The organism is Streptomyces sp. NPDC043685 (assembly GCF_056436585.1).
Genome location: NZ_JBWKCH010000002.1, coordinates 818,225 through 840,834, shown reverse-complemented (window position 1 = coordinate 840,834; position 22,610 = coordinate 818,225). Strand labels below are relative to the sequence as shown.

The window sequence follows — 22,610 nt, the reverse complement described above, 5'->3', positions numbered from 1 at the left end:
GTCACCCGCGCTTCAGACCCAGCACCTCCGCCGCCGCGAACGTCTCCCCGGCCGGCCGGTCCGCGTAGTACGGCCCGAGGACGGCCTCCAGCTCGTCGTACGTGAAGGTGTCCTGCTTGCTGTCGAACTTGGCGGCGATCCGCGGCCGTTCGACGACGGCGACCGTCCCGCCGTGCACCACGAGGAGCTGCCCGGTGACATGGGCGGCGGCGGGTGAGGCCAGGTAGCCGACGAGGGGGGCCACGTGCTCGGGGGCGAGCGGGTCGAGGCCGCCTCCCGAGGGCCGCTCGACGCCCGCGAAGACGTCCTCGGTCATCCGGGTGCGGGCGCGCGGGCAGATGGCGTTGGCCGTGACGCCGTATCTGCCCAGGGCGAGGGCGGTGGAGGTGGTGAGGCCGACGATGCCGCCCTTGGCCGCCGCGTAGTTGGGCTGCCCGGCGGAACCGGCGAGGAACGCCTCCGAGGACGTGTTCACGATCCGCCCGAACACGGGCTCCCCGGCCCGCTTGGACCGCTCACGCCAGTGCGCGGCGGCGAACCGGGTGGTGTTGAAGTGGCCCTTGAGGTGCACGCGGAGCACAGAGTCCCACTCCTCCTCGGACATCGAGAACACCATGCGGTCGCGCAGGATGCCGGCGTTGTTGACGAGGATGTCGAGCCGGCCGAACGCGTCGACCGCCGACTGGACGAGCGTGCGCGCCTGCGCGAAGTCGGAGACGTCACCGGTGTGCGCGAGGGCGGTCCCGCCGGCCGCGCGGATCTCGGCGGCGACCTCCTCGGCGGGCCCGGCCGAGGCCTCGCCCGTGCCGTCGCGGCCGGGCTGTCCGTAGTCGTTGACGACGACGGCGGCGCCGAGCCGGGCGAGTTCCAGCGCCTCGGCCCGGCCGAGCCCGCGGCCCGCGCCCGTGACGATCGCGGACAGTCCCTCCAGGGGCAGCGCCATGGCGTGGGCCCTCACATCTCGACGCAGGTGCGCAGGGCGGTCCCGGTGCGCATCTGATCCAAGGCCTCGTTGACGTCGGCGAGCGGGACCCGGTGGGTGATCAGGCCCGCGAGGTCGACCCGGCCCGCGCGCCACAGGGCGATGGTGCGTTCGTAGGAGCGCAGCACGTCTCCGCCGCCGTACAGGGAGGGCAGGATCCGCTTCTCGTCGAAGAACAGCTCGAACATGTTGAGCTGGAGGAAGTCGTCCATGGCTCCGGCGCCGACCACCACGAGGGTGCCGCCGCGCCGGGTGGTGTCGTAGGCGGTGCGTGCCGTGGCGGCCTTGCCGACGACCTCGAAGACGTGATCGAAGCCCTCGCCGGCGGTGATCCGCTGTGTGCAGTCGGGCAGTTCGTCGGGTGAGACGGCCCGGGTGGCGCCGAAGGCGAGCGCGGACTCGCGGCGCGCGGCGATCGGGTCGACGGCGACGATCTCGGCGGCGCCCCTGAGCCGGGCGCCCTGGATCACGGAGATGCCGACGCCCCCGCAGCCGATGACCGCCACCGACGAACCGGCTTCCAGGTCGGCGGTGTTGAGCGCGGCACCGAGGCCGGTCGTCACTCCGCAGCCGATGAGGGCGGCGATGTCGAAGGGCACGTCGTCGGGTATCGGCACCGCGCAGCCGGCGTCGACGACGACCTCCTCGCTGAAGGTGCCGGTGCCGGCGAAGCCGAAGACGTCCCCGCCGGGGCGTGTGAAGTTGGGTGTGCCGGCGTTCATGAACCCGGCCAGGCACAGCTCGGTCTGGCCGCGCTTGCAGGCGGGGCAGGCCCCGCACGCGGGCAGCCAGCACACCACGACCCGGTCGCCGGCCTTCAGACGGCTCACGCCCTCGCCGACCTCGATGATCTCCCCCGCTCCCTCGTGCCCGGGCACGAACGGCGCGGGCTGCGGCAGCACCCCGCTCATCGCGGACAGGTCCGAGTGGCACAGTCCCGTGGCGCGCACCCGGATCCGCACCTTGCCGGGTCCGAACCCCACCGCCTCGACGTCGTCGAGGACCTCCAGCTTGTCCTGGCCGATCTCGTGCAGTACGGCTGCGCGCATGGTGCGGGCTCCTTCGTACGGCGGTGTGGACTCAGGTGTGTTCGACGACGGTGTCGGCGAGGACGGGCGCGTCGTCCCGCTCCACGGCGCCGACGGCGACCCGGGTGGCCCCGGGCGTGTGCCACATGCGGATCCGCAGGGTCTCCCCCGGGTACACGACCCCGGCGAACCGGGTGGTGTACGAGCGCACCCGGGTCACGTCCCCGCCCAGGAGGGTGTCGACGACGGCCTTGAGCGTGATGCCGTAGGTGCACAGGCCGTGCAGGATGGGCCGTTCGAAGCCGGCGAGTTTGGCGAACTCCGGGTCGGCGTGCAGGGGGTTGTAGTCGCCGGAGAGGCGGTAGAGCAGGGCCTGGTCCTCGCGGGTCGGCCGCTCCACGGTCCGGCCGGGTTCCCCGGTGGGGGGTTCCAGGCGGGCCGAGGGGCCGCGGTCGCCGCCCCAGCCGCCCTCGCCGCGGATGAAGATCTGCGCGTCGTTGGTCCACAACGGGCCGCCCGCGTCGGTGACTTCGGTGCGCAGCACGAGGACGGCCGCGGTTCCCTTGTCGTAGACCGCGGCGATCCGGTTGACCGCGGTGGCGGTGCCCGCGGCCGGGAGGGGCCGGTGCAGGACGAGGCTCTGGCCGCCGTGCAGGACGCGGGCCAGGTCGACCTCGATGCCGGGCATGGACAGTCCGCCGGTCACGCCGGGCTTTCCGCCGCCGGCGACGGTGGCGAAGCTCGGCAGGACGTGCAGCCGGGACTCCAGGGTGTAGCGCAGTTCGTCGGGGTCGGTGGCGGGGCTGCCCGCGCCGATGCCGAGGTGGTAGAGCTGCACGTCCTTGTGGTCCCAGGCAAGCTCGCCGGTCCGGGGTTCGGCCGCGAGCGCCGTGGCTGCGTCGATGGGCATGAGGCTCCTGATCGCCGGAGGAAGGACCTCGGTACGGCCGTCCGCACCGTCGGCCGCACCGAGGCCGTCTGGCACCGAGACCGGAACACGCACCCGGGACCCGGACTGGAACGCGTTTCAGTCTCGCGCCCTCTGTATAGCCGAGGCCTCGGCACTTGTGAAGCCTCCTGACGCCGTGTCAGCTGCACAGGCCGCCGGAGGCCGGCAGGCCCCACCGCGGACGACGCCGGAGCTTCCGCCGGCGCGGGAGAGCCACCGCCCGCGGGGGGCGGGACGTTCCCGCGGCGAGGCGGACGTGTACGTTGGCCGGTGGTTCGCGCCACCACACGTCGAGAGCGCCGGCAACGGCTGGGGGAACGGGAGCACATGGGACGCGTCGCCGTCATCACCGCACCGAACATCGGGTACCGCAACACGGGCATGCTCACCGTGGACTTGGCGTTCGAGTCCCTGCGGCGGCGGATGGACACGGCGTTCGACGCCACCTGGTACACGCTGCACACGCCGGAGACCGTGCCGCTGCGCGACGGCGCGCGCGGCACCGGCTTCCCGTTCCGCTTCCACCCGCTGGCCGAGCACCTCGACACGCTCCGGGACCATGACGCGGTCGTCTTCTGGGGCGACTTCCTGCACACCCGGCACTACCTGGCGCAGGACGCGACGAACCGGCTGCTCGACTTCGGCTTCGCCGCGGACCGGGACGAGGCCCGGGACCAGCTGAACCGGGCCCTGCTGTTCGCGGACCAGCCGGACGAGGTCCTCGCCCGCACCCTCAGCTACGGCGGGACGATCCTGCACAACACGCAGTCCGACTACGAGGACAAGGAGTACGGCCCGCTGTTCTCCCGGCTGGTGCGGCACACCCACCGGATGTGGGTGCGCGATCCGCTCTCGGCGGCGAAGATCGCGCATCTGCGCCGGGACCGGACGACCGACCACTTCGGTTCGGACGCGGCGCTGCTGTCCCGCCCCGGCGACCTGGATCACCTCCCCAGGACGCCCTGGTCCCGGTCGGTCCCCGACGGCGGTGCGATCGGGGTCTTCCTCGGTGCCCGTACGCCGATCCCCGACTGGCTGCCGGGCTTCTGCCAGGGCCTGGCCGACCGCCTGGGCGCCCCGTTGGAGTGGCTGCCCTGGTTCGACCGGGACGTCCCCGCCGAGGTGAGCCACATCCGGGCCCGCCCGGGCAACCCCACCGTCGGCGACCTGGTCGGCGTCCTGCCCCGCTACCGGCTGGTCATCACCGACACGTACCACCTGGCCGTCAACGCGTGGGGCGCGGGCACCCCGGCGGTGTGTGTCGGCGCGCCCGAGCCGACGCCCAAGACGCACGACGACTATCTGACGCTGAGCGATGTGAAGAAGCACGTCTTCCACATGGCGTACGACGCGACGGACTTCTATCTGACCACCCGGCAGGGGCACGGGCAGGACCAGGAGCAGGACAGGATCGTCCGCCTCCTGGAGGGCGGCGGCGCCGAGGCCGTGGCGGCGCGCATCCGCGACCACGCCGACCATTCGGCGACGTCGTTCACGCGGACCCTGGCCTCGCTCCTGGAGACGCCCCGCCCCTGACCAGGGCCCCGTGGTCGGCCGCGTCCCTCACGGGGCCTGGGGGGCCGTCCGCGGCAGCCACACCCACATCAGCACCGCCCCGGCCGCGAGCACCCCGGCCCCCACCCGGAACGCCAGGGCATAACCCGCGGTCAGGGCCTGCAGGGTGCCGGCGCCCGCCGATTCGGACGCCGCGAGGGTGGACAGGACCGCCAGGCCCAGGGAACCGCCCATCGTGCGGGAGGTGTTGACGAGGCCGGAGACCAGGCCCGCCTCCTCGGGGGCGGCGCCGGACGTGGCCAGGGAGGCCAGGGGGGTCGCCGCCAGGCCCGCGCCGAGCATCATGAGGACGCCGGGGAAGAGGATGGCGGTGGCGTAGGAGCCGTCGGGGGTCATCGTGGACTGCCAGGCGAAGCCGGCCACGGCGACCAGGGTGCCCAGCGCGGCGACGTTGCGCGGGCCGACCGGCCGCATCAGGCGGGGCGCGAGCTTGGAGCCGAGGATGACGGCCAGGGAGCTCGGGACCAGGGCGAGGCCGGCCTCGATCGGGGTGTAGCCGAGGACGTTCTGCGCGTAGAGGGTCATGAAGAACCACATGCAGAACATCGCCGAGCCGCACAGGAACATGGAGACGTTCGCCGAGGAGACCGAGCGCACGCGCAGCAGGCCGAGCGGCATCAGGGGGCTCGCCGTGCGGGCCTCGACCGCCAGGAACGCCCCGAGCAGGGCCGCCCCGGCGAGCAGCGGCAGCAGCGTGGCCGGGGCCGTCCAGCCCGCCGCCTCCGTCTGGGAGATGCCGTAGGCCAGCGTGCCGAGGCCGGCCGTGACGAGCAGCGCGCCGGGCAGGTCGAGGCGGCGGCCGTCCCCGGCCCGGCCCTCGGTGAGGAACCAGGCGGCGGCACACAGCACCACGGCTCCGACGGGCACGTTGATCAGCAGGACCCAGCGCCAGGAGAGCGTCTCCACCAGCAGCCCGCCGACCAGGCCGCCCGCCGCGCCGCCGCCGGCCCCGACCGCCGTCCAGGTCCCGATGGCCCGGGCCCGGGCGGCGCCTTCGGGCAGCGAGGCCGTGAGGATCGTCAGGGTCGAGGGCGCCAGCACCGCCGCGCCCAGCCCCTGCACGGCCCGGGCCACGAGCAGGTGCCAGTCGTCCTGTGCCAGCCCGCCGGCCGCCGAGGCGAGGGTGAACAGGCCGAGCCCGACGAGGAACATCCGCTTGCGGCCGTAGAGGTCTCCGGCGCGTCCGCCGAGCAGCATGAACCCGGCGAAGGCGATGGCGTAGGCGTTCACCACCCATTGCAGGCCCTGCTCGCTCAGTCCGAGGCCGGTCCGCATCGACGGCAGCGCCACGTTGACGACGGACACGTCCAGCACGACGAGGAACTGCCCGGCGCAGGTGAGCGCCACGACGAGCCACATCGGGGGCACGCCGCGCGGACGCAGTCGGGACAGCCGGGATATGCGGGCGGTGGCGGCATCGGCGGATTCGAGCATGGGTGTCATGCTCTCAACCGCCTTGGGCCCCTTGCATCGGGATTTGGCCCCGCCGGGCCCTCGGTCCCGGGACCTAGGTCCGCTGCGGGGCTCCTGCCAGGGACTTCCGCAATCCCCCGGCAAGACCAAGGAAAGGTCAAGTTTTCGTTAGGGTGCCAAAGCAACGGAATAGTTGCCTGGACATACGAGGTTCAGAGTCCATGTAATCCGACGCTCCCCGGCCTGGAGGCCCTCCTCAATGACGCAGACGACGACAGACCGCCCCGCCGGCAGAGCGAGCGGGGCCGTGGTCCCGGTGCTCGCCTTCGCGGGCATCGTTGTCGCGGTGATGCAGACCCTGCTCGTCCCGGTGATCAAGGACCTGCCGCAGCTGCTGGACACCGCCCCCAGCAACGCCACCTGGGTCCTCACCTCGACCCTCCTGTCGGGCGCGGTGGCCACCCCGATCATGGGCCGCCTCGGCGACCTCTACGGCAAGCGGCGCATGCTGATCCTGAGCCTGGCCGTGATGGTCCTCGGCGCGCTGGTCAGCGCGCTCACCAGCGATCTGCTGCTGATGATCACCGGCCGTACGCTCCAGGGCTTCGCGATGGGCGCGATCCCGCTCGGCATCGGCCTGATGCGCGACATGCTGCCCCGCGAGAAGCTCGGCTCGGCGATGGCCCTGATGAGCTCCTCCATCGGCGTCGGCGGCGGCCTCGCCCTGCCCGCCGCCGCCCTGGTCGCCCAGCACAGCGACTGGCACGCCCTCTACTACGGCGCCGCCGGTCTCGGTGTGCTGGCGATCGCCCTCACCCTCCTCGTCGTACCGGAGTCCCCGATGCGCGCCGAGGGCAGCTTCGACCTGCCGGGCGCGCTCGGCCTGTCCGCCGGGCTGGTGCTGTTCCTGCTGCCGATCACCAAGGGCAGCGACTGGGGCTGGGCCTCGGGCACCACCCTCGGCCTGTTCGCCGCGTCGGCGGTCGTGCTCGTGCTGTGGGGCGTGATGGAGCTGCGCGTCAAGGCCCCGCTGGTCGACCTGCGCACCACGGCCCGGCCGGCCGTCCTGTTCACCAACCTCGCCTCGATCATGGTCGGCGTCTCCTTCTACGTCGTCTCGCTGGTCCTGCCGCAGCTGCTCCAGCTGCCGACGTCCACGGGCTACGGCCTCGGGCAGTCGATGGTCGTGGCGGGTCTGCTGGTCGCGCCGCTCGGCCTGACGATGATGTTCACCGCACCCGTCTACGCCCGGCTCTCCGCGAAGTACGGCCCCAAGTTCACCCTGATCCTCGGCCTGCTGATCATCGCGATCGGCTACGGCGCCGGCCTGGGCCTGATGAGCGCCGCCTGGCAGAGCCTGGTCATCTCGGTGCTGCTGGGCGCGGGCATCGGCCTCGCCTACTCCTCGCTGCCCGCGCTGATCGTGGGCGCGGTCCCGGCGTCGGAGACGGGCGCGGCGAACGGCCTGAACACCCTGATGCGCTCCATCGGCACCTCGGTGTCGAGCGCCGTGATCGGCATGGTGCTGGCGAACACCGCGGACAACGTCGGCGGCGTCGAGATCCCGACCATGCACGGCTTCCGGGTCTCCTTCCTGATCGCGACGGGCGCGGTGGCCGTGGGCCTCGTGCTGGCACTGTTCCTGCCCGGCCGGCGGCCGTCGAACAAGCCGCAGTTGCGCGCCGGTAGCGAGGAGGACGCGGTGCTGGAGCGCGCCGAGCAGGTGCTGCGCGGCTTCCGCGGCCGGGTACTGGGCGCCGACGGCTCCCCGGTCGCCCGCGCCAAGGTCACGCTGATCGACCGCCGGGGCCGCCAGGCCGGGGCGACGCTCACCGCCGAGGACGGCAGCTACGCGCTCTCCGTACCCGCCCAGGGCTCCTACGTCGTGGCCGCCCGCGCCACGGGCCACGGCCCGCTCGCCTCGTCCGCGACCCACGCGGGCGACGAGCGCCCGGTCGACCTGGACCTGTCGCTGCCGGGCGAGACGGTCTCCGCCTGACCCGCCGCCCCGTCGCGCTCCTCGCCGGTACCCCCTGTCGCCCCCGCGGCGGGGGGTACGGCACGATGGCGCCCTGACCGTCGTACGACCGAGAGGAACCCGATGCCCGCGGCCCCGAAGCCCGAGATCCTGGCCGCGTTCGAGGCGGCGAAGGGGTTCATGCCCACCGGCGAGGGCCTGGCGCTGTACGCGGCGGCCGTGGAGGCCGGGCGGCTCGGGCTGCCGCTGCTGGAGGTCGGCACCTACTGCGGCCGGTCCACGATCCTGCTCGCCGACGCGGCCCGCGAGGCCGGGATCAGCGCGCTCACCGTCGACCACCACCGCGGCAGCGAGGAGCAGCAGCCGGGCTGGGAGTACCACGACCCGGAGACGGTCGACCCCGAGATCGGCCTGATGGACACCCTGCCCACGTTCCGCCGCACGCTGCACCGGGCGGGCCTGGAGGAGCACGTGGTGGCGCTGGTCGGGCGCTCCCCGCGGATCGCCGCGTTCTGGCGGACGCCGCTGGGGCTGGTCTTCATCGACGGCGGCCACACCGACGAGCACGCCACGGCCGACTACGAGGGCTGGGCGCCGCACGTCGCCGAGGGCGGTCTGCTGCTCATCCACGACGTCTTCCCCGACCCGCGGGACGAGTTCACCGGCCAGGCCCCCTACCGGATCTACCTCCGCGCCCTCGCGTCGGGCGCGTTCACCGAGGTCTCGGCGACGGACTCGCTGCGGGTGCTGCGGCGGACGGGGCCGGGCATCTGACGCACCGGCACGCGCCGGGCGGCTGGGCGGGTGAACCGCGCCCCGTCCGCCCCTTCCCGGTCGGCCCACGGGCGGCGTGGCGAGTCGGAGCCCGGCCGCCGCTGACCGAGGATCCGGGCGCGTGGCACACACCTTCGCAGAGCTCGTGGAGAAGCAGCGCGCGGCGGACGAGGCGTACGCCCGCGTGCGTCAACTCCAGGACGCCTACGGGCCGCCCACCCAGACCAAGTGGAGCGACCAGCAGACCACCACCTGGGAGACGGCCTGGCGCGCCTGGCGCGATCTCGCCCGGGACGTCCAGGCGGCGGTGACCGGGTACGCGCAGCAGGAGGGCACACCGCGCCAGGAGGTGGAGGCGCGGGTGAAGGAGGCGGTACGGCACGGGGGCGGCGACGGGAACGGGGCGTAGCCGCCACCCGCCGGGCCGTCCTCGGGCCGCCGCCCCCGCGCACGGCCGCTAGGGTGGCTGGCGTGTCGTACGTAGGCCCGGACTTCGAACCTCCCCAGCCCCGCCGCCGTCGCGGCCCCCTGACCGTCGCGCTCGCCGCGCTGGTGCCGGGGGCGCTGCTCGGCTGGCTGGTGTACGAGATGGTGGGCGGCCCGGGGGACGACGGGGGTTCGGGGCGGGCGAGCGTGCGGTCCTCCCCACCCGCCGCGTCGAGCGCGCCCTCCGACGACGCCAAGGAGCTGCCGAGCGCCTCCCCGGAGCCCACGACCTCGCCCTCGGCCTCCGCGCCCGCCGCCTCCGGCCCGCTCAAGGGCAAGGTCGTCGTCATCGACCCGGGGCACAACGCGGGCAACTTCCGGCACGCCGCCGAGATCAACCGCAAGGTGGACATCGGGACGAACTCCAAGGAGTGCGACACCACGGGCACATCCACCAACGACGGTTACACCGAGGCGAAGTTCACCCTGGACGTGGCGCACCGGATGCGCGCGCTGCTGGAGAAGCAGGGCGCCACGGTGAAGCTGACGCAGGACGGCGACCGGCCGTTCGGGCCGTGCGTGGACGAGCGGGCCCGGATCGGCAACCGGGCGAAGGCCGACGCCGTGGTCTCGATCCACGCGGACGGCTCCGGCGCGGGCAACCGCGGCTTCCATGTGATCCTGCCCGGCGCGGTCCACGCGGGCGCCGCGGACACCCGGGCGATCGTCGGCCCCTCCCGGGATCTCGGCGAGCGCGTCGCGGGCCGCTTCGTGGCCGTCACCGGCAGCGCGCCCTCCAACTACGTCGGCGACGGCGGCGGTCTCGTCACGCGTAAGGACCTGGGCGGTCTCAATCTGTCAACGGTTCCCAAGGTGTTCATCGAGTGCGGCAACATGCGCGATAGCAAGGACGCGGCGTTGCTCACCAGCGGCGCCTGGCGACAGAAGGCGGCGCAAGGGATCTCTGAGGGAATCGTGAGTTTCCTGCGCGGGTAGTCCCGTACCGGCAGATCCCGGCGGACACCCTGACCGGGCGGACGATAGGGTCCTCCTTACGATGAGGGGCCACCCCCGCGCTTCACACCGAGTCCGGACGGCGGCATGGTGACAGCGACGCCTCTACCGACGATGAGACGACCTACGAAGGACCTGAAGTGAATATCCGCTCCCTCACTCGGGGCGACGGCGTGGTGATCGGAGCAGCGGTATTGCTGTTGATCGCGTCGTTCCTCGACCTCTACTCGTTCGACAATGTCCCCGACAGCGTCGACCTCCCCAGCCTGTGGGGCAGCGGCCCGGTCGTGTTCAGCGTCGTGCTGGCCGGGATCATCGGCGCGGCGCTCGTCGTCGTCGCGCGTGGTCTGCCGCAGGCCCCGAAGATCGCGGGGATCGAGCTCGGCCAGTTCGGTGCCGCCTTCACGGTGTTCGCCGCGTGGAGCGCGCTCGGCAACGTCTTCGACGTGCCCGGCGGCTACGACAACATCGAGGGAACCCGCGCCGACTTGGTCCCGAGCCCCGGCATCGGCGTGATCCTCGCCCTCGTCGCCACGCTGCTGATGGCCGCCGCCGCGATCGCCACCCCCCTCGTCCCGGCTCTCAAGGGCGCCCTCGTTCCGGCCCCGCGTCCGGCCGCCCCGCAGCCCTACGGCGCCCAGCCCCCCGGCGGCTACGGCTACCCGGGCGCGCAGCAGCCCGGTGGCTACGGCCAGCCGCAGCCGGGGCAGCCCTACGGCCAGCAGCAGCCCCAGCCCGCGCAGGCCCAGGCTCCGCAGCCGCCGGCCGGGGACTTCTCCCCGTTCTGGTTCGCGGTGCCGGTGCCGCGGCCGCTGTTCGCCGAGGACGGCTCGCCCACGCCGATCGCCGAACTCGCGCCGGGCACCTGGTACCTGGCCGTCGAGCAGCGCGGAGCGGCCCTGGTCGCCCAGACGCAGGACGGCCGCCGCGGCGTCCTCCAGGACACCTCGGGCATCCAGCGCGGCTGAGCCCGCACTCCTCGCGCACGGCCCCTCGCCCTTCCGGGCGGGGGGCCGTTGCCGTACAGTCGTCGCCCCCGTCAGCTGACACACCGTCAGGAGGCAGGCATGCGGCTCGGTCTCGCGCTCGGCTACTGGGGTCGCGGCCCCTCCCCCGGTCATCTGACCCTCGCGCGGGAGGCCGAGCGGCTCGGCTACGACTCGGTCTGGACGGCGGAGTCCTGGGGCTCGGACGCCTTCACCCCGCTCACCTGGATCGCGGCGCACACCTCCCGCATCCGCCTCGGCACGGCGGTCGCGCAGATGGCGGCCCGGTCACCGGCCACGAGCGCGATGCACGCCCTCACCCTGGACCATCTCTCCGGCGGCCGCGTGCTGCTGGGCCTCGGACTCTCCGGCCCGCAGGTCGTCGAGGGCTGGTACGGCCGCCCGTTCCCCGCCTCGCCGCTCACCGCCACCCGCGAGTACGTCGACGTCCTGCGGCAGGTGCTGCGCCGCGAGGGCCCCGTGGAACTGGCGGGCCGCTTCCACCCCCACCCCTACCGGGGCCCGGACGCCACCGGCCTCGGCAAGCCCCTCAAGCCGATCACGCACCCGCTCCGCGCCGGTCTGCCGATCCTGCTGGGCGCGGAGGGCCCGAAGAACGTCGCCCAGACGATCCGGATCGCCGACGGGTGGCTGCCGCTGTACTGGTCGCCGAGCCGTCCGGAGGTCTACGGCCCGGCCCTGGCCGAGCTGCCCGAGGGCTTCCTGGTCGCGCCGATGGCCCGGGCCCGGGTCTGCGACGACGTCGCCGAGGGCCTGCTGCCCGTCAAGGCGATGCTCGGCTTCTACATCGGCGGCATGGGCCACGCCGCCCGCAATTTCCACGCCGACCTGATGGCCCGCATGGGCTACGAGGCAGAGGCCCGCCGCATCCAGGAGCTGTTCCTCTCCGGCCGCAGGGAGGAGGCCGTGCTGGCCGTCCCCGACGCCTTCGCCGACGAGATCTCCTTGGTCGGTCCGCGTGAACGGATCGCCGAGCGACTGGAGGAGTGGCGCAAGGGCCCGGTGACCGACCTTTTGGTGCTCAGCCCCGACCCGCACACCCTGCGCGTTCTCGCCGAGTTGAACTCCTGAGCGATTCCCCGGGTTTCATCCAGAGTTCAAGGGCAATCCGGAAACCATGTCCCCTCGATATCGCAACGGTGCGAATCAGGCCGGCACGATCGTCGCGGTCGTGGCCGACATCATGGCCCTCATCCTGGGCCTGTGGATTGTGATGTACCTGCTGGAAGCCAACCCCGGCAACTCGTTCGTCCAGTTCATCCACGACGCGGCCCGCTGGCTCGCCGGCTGGTCGCACGACCTGTTCACGTTCGACGAGGCGTGGGCCCGCGTGGTCTGCGGCTACGGCCTGGCAGCGGTGGTGTACCTGTTCGTGGGCCACGCCATCGCCAACCGCGCCCACCGCCACTGAGACGCCTTCAGGGCCTCGCCTTCAGGGGGCGCGGGGAACTGCGCGATCAACCACGCACACCCCGCGCCCGCACAACCGGCGAACTCCCCGAGCTCCTAGGCGCAGCAGTCCGACTCGAGCCCGACGGGCAACTCCGCGCCACCGAACACCCGGCACGTCGCCTCGTGACCGCCCAGCGCGGCGACCGCCAGCAGCAACGACCCCGCGGTCCACGTGGTCAGCTCCCGCGGCCAGATCGCCTCGTCGTCGAAGACGTACCCGGTCCAGTACAGCCCGCTCTGCGGATCCCGCAGATGCTGGATCGACTGAAGGATCTCCAGCGCCCGGTCCGACTCCCCCATCGCCCAGAGCGCGAGCGCGAGTTCGGCCGACTCGCCTCCCGTGACCCACGGGTTGGGCACCACGCAGCGCACGCCCAGCCCGGGGACGACGAACCGGTCCCAGTCCTCCTCGATCCGGGCCTTGGCCTCCGCGCCGGTCAGCGCGCCGCCGAGCACCGGGTAGTACCAGTCCATCGAGTACCGGTTCTTGTCGAGGAACCGCTCGGGGTGGTGGCGTATGGCGTGCCGCAGCGCGCCCGCCGCCAACTCCCAGTCCGGTTGGGCCTCTTCGCGCTGCTCGGCGATGGCGAGAGCGCAGCGCAGCGCGTGGTGGACGGAGGAACTCCCCGTCAGCAGGGCGTCCGTCGTCGGGGTGCCGTCGTCGTCGCGGCGCCAGCCGATCTGCCCGCCGGGCTGCTGGAGGCGCAGCACGAACTCCACCGCCGCGTACACCGCCGGCCACATGCGGTCCAGGAACGCGTCGTCGCCGGTGGAGAGGTAGTGGTGCCAGACGCCGACGGCTATGTAGGCGACGAAGTTGGTCTCCCGGCCCCGGTCGGCGACCGCGTCGAACGCGCCGTCGGTGTAGGCCGCGTACCAGGAGCCGTCCTCGTTCTGGTGCCGGGCCAGCCACAGGTAGGCCCGCTCGGCGGCCTCGTGCTCGCCGGCCGCGTCCAGGGCCATGGCGGCCTCGACGTGGTCCCACGGGTCGAGGTGGTGCCCCCGGAACCAGGGGATCGCCCCGTCCTCGCGCTGCACGGCGAGAATGCCGGCGACGGTCGCGGCGGCCTCTCCCGCGGTGAGCACCCCGGGCAGGACCAGATGTTCCGTCCGGGACGTGGTCACCTGGCGTCCGCCCCGTTGTCGGCCAGACGCGGCAGGTGCGGCTTGGTCGCGTACGCCACGAAGCTCTTGCCGATCAGCGGGTTCAGCGCCTGCTCGGCGACCCGGGTGGCCAGCGGCTTCTTCATGATGTCCCAGACCAGCAGCTTGTGGTACGCGCGCACCGGCAGCGCCTTGTCGTTGTCGACGCCGAACGCGCACTTGAGCCACCAGTAGGGCGAGTGCAGGGCGTGGGCGTGGTGCGTGCCGTAGGGCTCCAGGCCGGCCTCGCGGATCTTCTCCAGCAGTTCGTCCGCCTTGTAGATGCGGATGTGGCCGCCCTCGACCTCGTGGTAGGCGTCGGAGAGGCTCCAGCAGACCTTCTCGGGGCCGTAGCGCGGGACGGTGACGGCGATGCGGCCGCCGGGCTTGAGCACCCGCACCATCTCGGCGAGGACGCCCTTGTCGTCCGGGATGTGCTCCATGACCTCGGAGATGATCACGACGTCGAAGGACTCGTCGGGGAAGGGCAGCGCGAGGGCGTCGCCCTCCATGGCCGTGGCGGTGGCGCCCTCGGGGGCCTCGCCGGCCTCCTTCATCGCCGCGAACCACTTCGCGACCTCGCGGATCTCCTCGGCGTTCTGGTCCAGCGCCACGACCTGAGCGCCGCGCCGGTAACACTCGAACGCGTGCCGCCCGGCACCGCAGCCGAGGTCCAGGACACGGTCACCCGGGGCGAGCGGGAACCGGGAGAAGTCGACGGTCAGCACGTGGCCCTGCTTTCGGAGTTGACGCCTTCTACATCTGCCGGAGCTGCGGTGACAGCACCCGCCGTGCCCGCGGGGGCGGGTACGGCACGGGTCGCGGGGGCCGGACGGCCGGCGGTCCGCTGCGGGGTGCGGGTCCCGGCCCGGTCGATGGCCTCGCGGTAGCGGGCCACCGTGCCCTGCGCCGCCCTGGCCCAGGTGAAGTTCCGCAGGACGCGTTCGCGGCCGGCCGCGCCGAGCCGTGCGCGCAGCCGCGCGTCGGCCAGCAGCCGGTTCAGGCCCGCGGCCAGCGCGCCCGCGTCGCCTGGCGGTACCGCCAGGCAGGTCTCGCCGTCGCGGCCGGCGACCTCGGGGATGGCGCCGCCGGTCGTGGCGAGCAGCGGTGTGCCGGTGGCCATGGCCTCCGCGGCCGGCAGCGAGAAGCCCTCGTAGAGCGACGGCACGCACGCGACCTGCGCCGAGCGCACGAGGTCGACGAGCTCCGCGTCGGAGATGCCCTTGACGAACTCGACGGCCCCGGCGAGCCCGTAGCGCTCCATCGCCTGGGCGACGGGCCCTTCGGCGGGCCGCTTGCCGACGACGACGAGATGGGCCGCGGGGTGCTCGGTCCGCACCTTGGCCAGCGCCTCGACGAGATGGACCAGGCCCTTGAGCGGCACGTCCGCGCTGGAGGTCGTCACGATCCGGCCCGGCACGACCGGCACCGACGGATCCGGCGAGAACAGGTCGGTGTCGGCGCCGATGTGGACCACGTGGATGCGGTCCTGCCGGACACCGAGGTGGTCGACGATCTCCTGCCGCGAGGTGCCGGAGACGGTGAGCACGGACGGCAGGCGCCGCGCGACGCGCTTCTGCATGCGGGTGAAGGCGTACCAGCGCCGCACCGAGTACCGCCGCTGCCATCCGTCCGCCGCGTCCAGCTCCAACTGCCGGTCGACGGTGATGGGGTGGTGGATGGTGGTCACCAGGGGGGCGCCGACATCGCCCAGCAGGCCGTAGCCGAGGGTCTGGTTGTCGTGCACGACGTCGAAGTCGCCGCGGCGGGCGCGCAGATGGCGGCGGGCGCGCAGGGAGAACGTCAGCGGTTCCGGGAAGCCGCCCGTCCACATCGTGGCGACTTCCAGCGCGTCGATCCAGTCGCGGTACTCGCCGCGACCCGGCGTGCGGAAGGGATCGGGCTGGCGGTACAGGTCGAGGCTGGGCAGCTCGGTGAGGCTCAGGCCCTCGTAGCCCTCGTCGAGGACGGGGTAGGGCTGGGAGCCGATGACCTCGACCCGGTGGCCGAGGCGGGCCAGTTCGCGCGAGAGGTGCCGGACGTAGACGCCCTGGCCGCCGCAGAACGGGTTCCCTTTATAGGTGAGGAGCGCGATGTCGAGCGGTCGCAAGCCGTCGGCGGCGGGGTCCTCCGGGGCCCCGGCCTTCCTGGCCTCAGCGGTCACTCCGAGCCCCCTTCTCCCTGCACTGTCCCGCGAGATTACGCCGGGACGCTAATCTAGAACAAGTTTCAGACTTGATCGTTCGGAGGCTCCGAATCTACCGGCAGGTAAGAGCGCTGTGACCAGTGGATCAGGTGATTCACGCCACGGCCGGTGCCGTGCCATGCTGTGTGATCACTCGTCCTCACGGACGGTCACGGAACGGGACCGACTCATGCCCGCGGAAGCCCAGGTGAGCGCCAAGGTGAACAAGCCGGCCAAGGTGGAAGCCGGAGCGGCGGCCCCCGGCGCCGCTCCTCTGACGGAGCGCCAGGAGGCCCGTCGGCGCCGCATCCTGCACGCGAGCGCGCAGCTGGCCAGCCGGGGCGGCTTCGACGCCGTGCAGATGCGGGAGGTCGCGGAGTCCTCGCAGGTGGCCCTGGGCACGCTGTACCGCTACTTCCCGTCCAAGATCCACCTTCTGGTCGCCACGATGCAGGACCAGCTGGAGCACATGCACGGCACCCTGCGCAAGAAGCCCCCGCAGGGCGAGACGGCCGCCGAGCGGGTCGCGGAGACCCTGATGCGGGCCTTCCGGGCGTTGCAGCGCGAGCCGCACCTGGCCGATGCCATGGTGCGCGCGCTGACCTTCGCCGACCGCAGCGTGAGTCCGGAGGTCGACCAGGTCTCCCGCCAGACGACGGCGATCATCCTGGACGCGATGGGCCAGGAGCACCCGACCCCGGAGCAGCTCTCGGCGGTCCGGGTCATCGAGCACACCTGGCACTCGGCGCTGATCACCTGGCTGTCGGGGCGGGCCTCGATCGCCCAGGTGAAGATCGACATCGAGACGGTGTGCCGGCTGATCGACCTGACGTCGCCGACCGGTCCCTGACCCGGGCACGGGAGGACCTACGAGACGGGTTCCCTTCGCCGGCATGGTCCGGATCAGGTGATGGGGGTCGCCTTCCGGCCGCCGGGTTTCGGCCCGGCGCCTTCCGGCCTCTCAGCCCTACCGTCGCAGTCGGCACCAGCGGAAGCCGAAGCCTCCTGCCGACGTCGGCCACTCCGGTCGGACTCCCTCACTCGCCTCGTAGGCCGATTTCCAGGATAGAACGCCCAAAGGGTATGAAAACCCCTCTCGCCATGATTTTTTCGGGCGCTATTCCTCCGGCGGGAACACCGCTTCCCCGCCGTCCCGCAGGGTGATCGTGATCGCCTCCGTGGGGCAGCACTCCGCCGCCTCCAGGACCCGCTCGTTGGCGTCCATGTCCGGGGTGAGCGGACGGGACCGGCGGGCGGTGTCCAGGCGGAAGCCGTCCGGCGCGTGGTGGAGGCACTGCGCGGAGCCGACGCACAGGGAGCGGTCGACCTCGATGTGCCAGCGGTCGCCCATGGCTAGGCCTGCGCCGGGAGGTGGATCATCTTGTGCTCCAGGTACGCGCCGTACCCCTCGGGCCCGAACTCCCGCCCCAGGCCCGAGTTCTTGTAGCCGCCGAACGGGCCGAGCATGTCCAGGCTGAAGGTGTTGACGGAGTAGGTGCCCGTGCGCACCTGCCGGGCGATGTCGATGCCGTGCTCGACGTCGGCGGTCCAGACGCTGCCGCTCAGGCCGTAGTCGGAGTCGTTGGCGATCTTCACGGCGTCGGACTCGTCGTCGTAGGGCAGCAGGCAGATCACCGGGCCGAAGATCTCCTCGCGGGCGATGCGCATGGAGTTGTCGACGTCGCCGAAGAGGGTGGGCTCGACGTACCAGCCGCGGTCGAGGCCGGCCGGGCGCCCGCCGCCGGTGAGGATCTTGGCGCCCTCCTCCTGCCCGATGCGGATGTAGTCGAGGTTGCGCTGCTGCTGGCGCCGGGCCACCAGCGGGCCCACCTGCGTGGCCGGGTCCAGCGGGTCGCCGACCGTGAGGGCGCCCGCCGCGGCGGCGAGGGCGTCGGCGAACTCCTCGTAGCGGGAGCGCGGCAGGAGGATGCGGGTCTGGGCGACGCAGGCCTGGCCGTTGTTCATCCAGGCCGCGGGGGCGATGCCCGCCACGGCCGTCTCGACGTCCGCGTCGGGCAGGACGACGGCCGCGGACTTGCCGCCCAGTTCGAGCGTGACCCGGGTGAGGTTGCGGGCGGCCACCTCCATCACGCGCTTGCCCGCCGCCACCGAGCCGGTGAAGGAGACCTTGTCGATCCCGCGGTGCCCGACCAGGTACTCGCTGACGTCCCGGTCGGCGGGCAGGATCGACAGCACGCCCTCAGGCAGCCCGGCCTCGCGGGCGATCTCGCCGAGCAGGTAGGCGTCGAGAGGGGACTCGGGCGAGGGCTTGAGCACGACCGTGCAGCCGGCGAGCAGGGCCGGGGCGAGCTTGGCGGCGGCCACGAACTGCGGGACGTTCCAGGGGACCACGGCCGCCACGACCCCGACCGGCTCGCGGCGCACGAGGATTTTGCCCAGGACGCCGTCACGCCGCTCCTCGTGGGTGAAGCCGCGGGCGACGGTGATCGCCGAGTCCCAGACCATCACCGCGCCGAGGGCCTGGGCGAGGACGCTCCAGGAGTAGGGCGAGCCGTTCTGGGCGGAGATCAGGCGGGCGATCTCGTCGTGCCGGGCGGCGACGGCGTCCTTGATCCGGCCGACGACCTCGATCCGCTCGTCGAGGCCCATGCGCGGCCAGGGCCCCTCGTCGAAGGCCCGCCGGGCCGCCGCCACGGCCCGGTCGACATCCGCCGTCGAGGCGTGCGGGACGCGCCCGATGACCTCCTCGGTGTGCGGCGAGATCACCTCGATGACGTCCTGGCCCAGGGGGTCGGTCAACTCCCCGCCGATGAACAGCTGTCCGTGTTCCACGAGCTCGGTCATGGCGTCTGCCTCCCGGGGGACGGCGCCCTTCCTGACGGGGCTTCAGAACTGATACCAGTTCTAGTTCAAGTAGTCCACGGACGGGACGAGAATCCTCTGATCATCGGTTCCTCGGTGATCAGGAGCGGACTCGGAACGCGTGCGCTTCTGGGCGCGGATTGCCGGACGCGGGCTCGACTCCACTCCGCATCAGGGCGGACACCAGCAACCGGTTGCGTCGCAGCACGGGGGCGGTGGCGGCGCGGGCACCTGGTAGGGATTGACAGAAGGAGACTCCGGAGCCGTGCATGTCGACACCAAAGTCAGCAGGAAGACAATCGCCGCCAGGAATTCGACGAAGATGATGAACTGGCGCATCTGCTCGCGGTCCTCCTCATGGACGGCACACAACTCGCTTTGTCCTGACGCCCTTTGGCCTGGACAGAAGCGACGATTGCCGCATGGCACGCTCAACATCGCTGGTGCGTGTGGGCGCTGGTCAGGTGTCTTCCTCCCGGCGCATCGCTGCGGCAGCCGAGGGAGCACGCTGTGCACGCTACGGACCGATGTCGCGGGGGGATACCAGTGATGTCCCTAGCGGTGCCGGGTTGCCGTATCGGCAGCGGTACCCCACTGCGCCTCACCACTTCCTGCGGTGTCCCTCATGAGGAATCGTGCGTGTCAACGGCCAGACGACTGACGAGTTGGACTCGGGACCGAACGCGCAGTTTGGCGTAGATGCGGCTGAGGTGGTACTCGACTGTCTTGGCGGACAGGAACAGCGTCGCGGCCACTTCGCGGTTGGTGTGACCCTTGGCGACGAGGACTGCGACCTGCGTCTCTCGCTCGGTCAGTGCGACAGGCTCATGACTACGACGAGTGGGGGTCTCGAATCCGGCCGCTCGAAGTTCCCGCTCGGTGATCCTCGTCCACGGATCCGCGCGGAGGCGCTCGAACACCCGTACGGCGGCAAGGAGGGGACGACGGGCGGCACCGCGCTTCCTCGCCCTCCGCAGGAATCGTCCGTACGCGAGGTCGGTACGGGCTTTCGCGAAGGGATCCGGCAGTAGCTCGTGATACCGCAAGGCCTCCATATAGGCGTCTTCGTCGGCGTGAAGGAGCCCTCGACACCGTGCGGTCACCGCGTGTCCCCACGAGGACGGCGCCCGCTGGACCTGGCCCATGAGTTCACATAGCGCCCCCTCGGCGCCGGAGGGGTCGTCTGCGGCCAGGCATGCTTCGATCAGGTCGGGCTGGTGCTGCAAGACGGCCGGTTCCCTGAGCCCCGAGGCGGCCACCTGCTGTTTCAGGTCATGGAGGCGGGCTGCGGCTTCGGAGTCCTTGCCGCTGCCCAGGTCGAGGAGACCGACTGCGGCTTCCATGTACGGCGTGACCAGATCCGCCCCCCGGCCCTCCACCAGTCCGCGAAACTGGCGGGCATGTTCGATGCACTCCGCGGTGCGCCCCTGAGCAGCCTCTATCCGGGCCGAAGTGGAGATTGCGTAGGCCCGCAGGACCGGCTGTCCCACCTCGGCGGCCAAGGCGGCCCCTTCGCCGGCCAGGGCATAGGCGTCGTCCCAGCAGCCGGTGCGCAGCTGTAGGTCGGCCAAGACGGTCAGGTAGGGGACGAGTCGCTCGGAGGCGCCGATCCTGCGTGCACACCGGATGGCTCGTTCCAGCAGCGTCCGTGCGGCGGGGAACCGCTCGAGCCACATGAGATCCATTGCGGAGAAGCTCGTCGTCTCGACTCCGATGGAGAGCGGGTCGGTCTCAGTGAGGAACTCTTCACAGGAGTCGAATACGGCGGCGGCCTCGCGGCGTTCGCCGGAGAGCATCATCGTGTGGGCCCGCATCAGGGCCACCGGTTGGTCGAACGATGCGGCCTCACCCTGGCGGGCGAATGCGCAAGCCCGGTCGGCGGTCACGCGCGCTTGGGCGATCCCGCCGCCCATGCATGCCGCACCCGCGGCGGCGACCAACAGCGGCACCGCATGCGCCGTCTCGAGTCCCTCGGCCATGTCTACCAACTGGTCGTGGACACGGCGCGGTGGCTGGCGCAGAAGCAGGATCTGACTGCGCAATCCGGTCGCCCCGGCGCATACCGTCGCGTCGTCGGTGGCGTTCGTCGCGGTCTCGGCCAGTGTCAATGCCTGATCGCCTTGGCCGGCGAGCTGTGCGACCTCGGCGGCTGCCAACAGGTAGCGCCCCCGGTCGACCGGGAGGGGCGAAAGATCGGCGGCACGCTCGTAGGCGCGGACTGCCGCGGGCAAAGCGCCCCGGCCGCGGGCCCTGGCCGCGGTGTCAGCAAGCGCCACCGCCGCGGTACGGTCCGCCGCGGCCGCCGCGGCGGCGAGATGCCAGCTGCGTTGTTCGCTGTCCACCGGGCCGGTTCGGTCAGCGAGCGCCCCGGCCAGGGCTCGGTGGGCCTCACGTCGCTGCTCGGCTCCGGCCATGTGGTAGGCGGCCGCGCGCAGCAAAGGGTGCACGAACGTCACCTTGCCGCCCGACCGGTCGATGACGTGCGCTGCCTCGAGTGCCTGCAGAACCTCGACGTTCAGGGCGAGTTGACGCAGCGCTGCCGTCAGCACCGCGGTCTCCTCGGTGTATGCGGCTGCCGCAACCGTCAGCGCGCGGCGACTGGCCTCCGGGAGGGTTGCCAGCCGGGCCGAAAAGGCGGCGGTCAGCCGCGGGCCCACCGGCAGAGGCCCGTCGAGTACCTGAGCGTCGGGCAGGGCGGACGCTGCTTCGAGGAGGGCCAGAGGGTTGCCTGCCGTCTCCCGGTAGAGCCGTTTGAAGGGTTCGCTGTCTGCGGGTACGTCAGCCACCCGTTGTACCAGCGCGGCGGCTGCCGCCGGCTCGAGACCGGTGAGTGGCACCGTCGGCAACCCGGCCGCGGTGAACGGGCAGTCCTCGCCGTCGCGTGCCGTGACCAGCACCGCCACCGCCTCGGCCTGTAAGCGCCGAAACGCGAAGAGCAGGGCCTTTGCGCTGGCCTCGTCCATCCAATGCGCGTCGTCCACGGCGACCAGGACAGGAGTTGTGGCTGCGGCATCCGTGAGCAGCGTCAGTGCGGCCGCCCCCAAGGTCAGCCCGTCCGGAGTGTGACCCTCCTCAAGTGACAGGGCGGTGCGCAGGGCGCGTGCCTGTGCCGAAGGCAGCCGATTGATCAGGTGCTCCACGGGACGCACCAGCTCACCGAGTCCGGCGAAGGCGAGTTCGGCTTCCATTTCGATGGCTGTGGCCCGCAGCACCACCATCCCCGCGGCCTCCGCCACCGCCTCCTCCAGCAGGGCGCTCTTTCCGATTCCCGGCTCGCCCTGCAACACGAGAACTCCGCTTCGCCCCCGTCGGGCATCCGCGACGAGTTGCCGCAGACGCGCCCGCTCCTCCGCGCGCGACAGCAGCCCCCGCCTTCCCCCCAGCGTCTCCACGACATCCCCCGAACAACAGACGACCGATCCCAGTGACGACGCCTCTACGCCGCGTGACGAGTGTGGCCGATCCCTAGGCGCGCCCGCAGGAACTAGGGAACATCCTGATTCGTGCTGCGCTCGGCCCTGGCACGGTGGTACGGCGGCCGCTCGTTGCCCGCGGGATGAGAGAAACGAGGGGATCTCGGATGAGGTACCGGTGCACCGGCCCATGGCCTGTCTCCGCCCATGGCCACCGGCCGATCCGTCAACGGCCTTCGCTCCTGCGGGGGTTGCCGGCGGCACGCTTGAGACCTCGAGCGGGTTCTCGGGAACCAGCAGCCACGTACCTGACGCCTTGACGCCCTGCGGGGCGCACAGCGGCAAAGGGCGGAGCGGGCGCTGCCACGCCGCGCTCCGGCGGCTCCTGTGACGACTCCCTCACGGGCACTGGCGGTCGTACGGTGGGCTCGCAGGCCGCCTGGGTGCA

19 protein-coding genes are annotated in these 22,610 nt (G+C 72.2%); 9 read left to right on the top strand and 10 right to left on the bottom strand.

Annotated elements, in window-relative coordinates; translation table 11 throughout:
* Position 1: 1 nt before the first annotated feature.
* The 3 genes from AC0665_RS08530 to AC0665_RS08520 are packed head-to-tail and all read right to left on the bottom strand — an operon-like array spanning position 2 to position 2,920.
* Complete coding sequence (locus AC0665_RS08530) at positions 2 to 943, bottom strand: 3-oxoacyl-ACP reductase (protein ID WP_478704654.1); 942 nt, start codon at positions 941 to 943, stop codon at positions 2 to 4.
* An 11-nt stretch (positions 944 to 954) separates the two neighbouring features.
* The gene (locus AC0665_RS08525) at positions 955 to 2,031 is read right to left on the bottom strand and encodes a Zn-dependent alcohol dehydrogenase (protein WP_468413464.1); all 1,077 of its coding nucleotides are present in this window, start codon (positions 2,029 to 2,031) and stop codon (positions 955 to 957) included.
* 31 nt (positions 2,032 to 2,062) lie between these two features.
* A complete protein-coding gene (locus AC0665_RS08520; protein ID WP_478602583.1) occupies positions 2,063 to 2,920 on the bottom strand; it encodes a MaoC/PaaZ C-terminal domain-containing protein in 858 nt (285 codons plus the stop codon).
* Positions 2,921 to 3,286: 366 nt separating this feature from the next.
* Between AC0665_RS08520 and AC0665_RS08515 the strand changes: the two genes are divergently transcribed.
* On the top strand, positions 3,287 to 4,495 hold the full coding sequence (locus tag AC0665_RS08515) for a hypothetical protein (protein WP_478602581.1): 1,209 nt from the start codon (positions 3,287 to 3,289) through the stop codon (positions 4,493 to 4,495).
* A 27-nt stretch (positions 4,496 to 4,522) separates the two neighbouring features.
* Here the strand turns inward: AC0665_RS08515 and AC0665_RS08510 are convergent, their stop codons facing one another.
* The gene (locus AC0665_RS08510) at positions 4,523 to 5,977 is read right to left on the bottom strand and encodes an MFS transporter (RefSeq protein WP_478704653.1); all 1,455 of its coding nucleotides are present in this window, start codon (positions 5,975 to 5,977) and stop codon (positions 4,523 to 4,525) included.
* 229 nt (positions 5,978 to 6,206) lie between these two features.
* Here AC0665_RS08510 and AC0665_RS08505 point away from each other — a divergent pair, with 229 nt between their 5' ends.
* From AC0665_RS08505 to AC0665_RS08475, 7 genes are all read left to right on the top strand, one after another.
* The gene (locus AC0665_RS08505; protein WP_478602579.1) at positions 6,207 to 7,946 is read left to right on the top strand and encodes an MFS transporter; all 1,740 of its coding nucleotides are present in this window, start codon (positions 6,207 to 6,209) and stop codon (positions 7,944 to 7,946) included.
* Positions 7,947 to 8,048: 102 nt separating this feature from the next.
* Positions 8,049 to 8,699 carry a class I SAM-dependent methyltransferase gene (locus tag AC0665_RS08500; RefSeq protein WP_468413455.1) on the top strand — a complete coding sequence of 217 codons (651 nt, stop codon included), beginning with the start codon at positions 8,049 to 8,051 and terminating at the stop codon, positions 8,697 to 8,699.
* 121 nt (positions 8,700 to 8,820) lie between these two features.
* Complete coding sequence (locus tag AC0665_RS08495) at positions 8,821 to 9,108, top strand: hypothetical protein (RefSeq protein WP_468413453.1); 288 nt, start codon at positions 8,821 to 8,823, stop codon at positions 9,106 to 9,108.
* A 62-nt stretch (positions 9,109 to 9,170) separates the two neighbouring features.
* Positions 9,171 to 10,121, top strand: a complete 951-nt coding sequence (locus AC0665_RS08490; RefSeq protein ID WP_478704652.1) for an N-acetylmuramoyl-L-alanine amidase — start codon at positions 9,171 to 9,173, stop codon at positions 10,119 to 10,121.
* Between the two features lie 158 nt (positions 10,122 to 10,279).
* Positions 10,280 to 11,107: a hypothetical protein gene (locus AC0665_RS08485; RefSeq protein WP_468413449.1), complete on the top strand. Its 828-nt coding sequence runs from the start codon at positions 10,280 to 10,282 to the stop codon at positions 11,105 to 11,107.
* 99 nt (positions 11,108 to 11,206) lie between these two features.
* Positions 11,207 to 12,217 (top strand): LLM class F420-dependent oxidoreductase, encoded by a 1,011-nt coding sequence (locus tag AC0665_RS08480; protein ID WP_478704651.1) that lies wholly within the window; start codon positions 11,207 to 11,209, stop codon positions 12,215 to 12,217.
* Positions 12,218 to 12,263: 46 nt separating this feature from the next.
* Positions 12,264 to 12,557, top strand: a complete 294-nt coding sequence (locus AC0665_RS08475) for a hypothetical protein (protein WP_468413445.1) — start codon at positions 12,264 to 12,266, stop codon at positions 12,555 to 12,557.
* A gap of 95 nt (positions 12,558 to 12,652) precedes the next feature.
* On the opposite strand, the gene AC0665_RS08470 is transcribed toward AC0665_RS08475, so the two are convergent.
* The 3 genes from AC0665_RS08470 to AC0665_RS08460 are packed head-to-tail and all read right to left on the bottom strand — an operon-like array spanning position 12,653 to position 15,905.
* Positions 12,653 to 13,723, bottom strand: a complete 1,071-nt coding sequence (locus AC0665_RS08470) for a prenyltransferase/squalene oxidase repeat-containing protein (protein WP_468638092.1) — start codon at positions 13,721 to 13,723, stop codon at positions 12,653 to 12,655.
* Entirely contained in the window at positions 13,720 to 14,469 is a 750-nt protein-coding gene (locus AC0665_RS08465) for a class I SAM-dependent methyltransferase (protein WP_468413441.1), read from the bottom strand. The genes AC0665_RS08470 and AC0665_RS08465 overlap by 4 nt, the downstream gene beginning before the upstream one ends.
* On the bottom strand, positions 14,463 to 15,905 hold the full coding sequence (locus AC0665_RS08460; RefSeq protein WP_478704650.1) for a glycosyltransferase family 4 protein: 1,443 nt from the start codon (positions 15,903 to 15,905) through the stop codon (positions 14,463 to 14,465). Before AC0665_RS08460 ends, AC0665_RS08465 begins: the two co-directional genes overlap by 7 nt.
* Before the next feature lie 211 nt (positions 15,906 to 16,116).
* Here AC0665_RS08460 and AC0665_RS08455 point away from each other — a divergent pair, with 211 nt between their 5' ends.
* Positions 16,117 to 16,776, top strand: coding sequence for a TetR family transcriptional regulator (locus AC0665_RS08455; protein WP_468413437.1), 660 nt, complete (start codon positions 16,117 to 16,119; stop codon positions 16,774 to 16,776).
* 267 nt (positions 16,777 to 17,043) lie between these two features.
* On the opposite strand, the gene AC0665_RS08450 is transcribed toward AC0665_RS08455, so the two are convergent.
* The 3 genes from AC0665_RS08450 to AC0665_RS08440 form a co-directional block, all read right to left on the bottom strand.
* Positions 17,044 to 17,277 (bottom strand): ferredoxin, encoded by a 234-nt coding sequence (locus tag AC0665_RS08450; protein ID WP_468413435.1) that lies wholly within the window; start codon positions 17,275 to 17,277, stop codon positions 17,044 to 17,046.
* Positions 17,278 to 17,279: 2 nt separating this feature from the next.
* Complete coding sequence (locus AC0665_RS08445; RefSeq protein ID WP_478602571.1) at positions 17,280 to 18,731, bottom strand: aldehyde dehydrogenase; 1,452 nt, start codon at positions 18,729 to 18,731, stop codon at positions 17,280 to 17,282.
* 641 nt (positions 18,732 to 19,372) lie between these two features.
* Entirely contained in the window at positions 19,373 to 22,354 is a 2,982-nt protein-coding gene (locus AC0665_RS08440) for an AAA family ATPase (RefSeq protein ID WP_478704649.1), read from the bottom strand.
* Positions 22,355 to 22,610 lie beyond the last annotated feature (256 nt).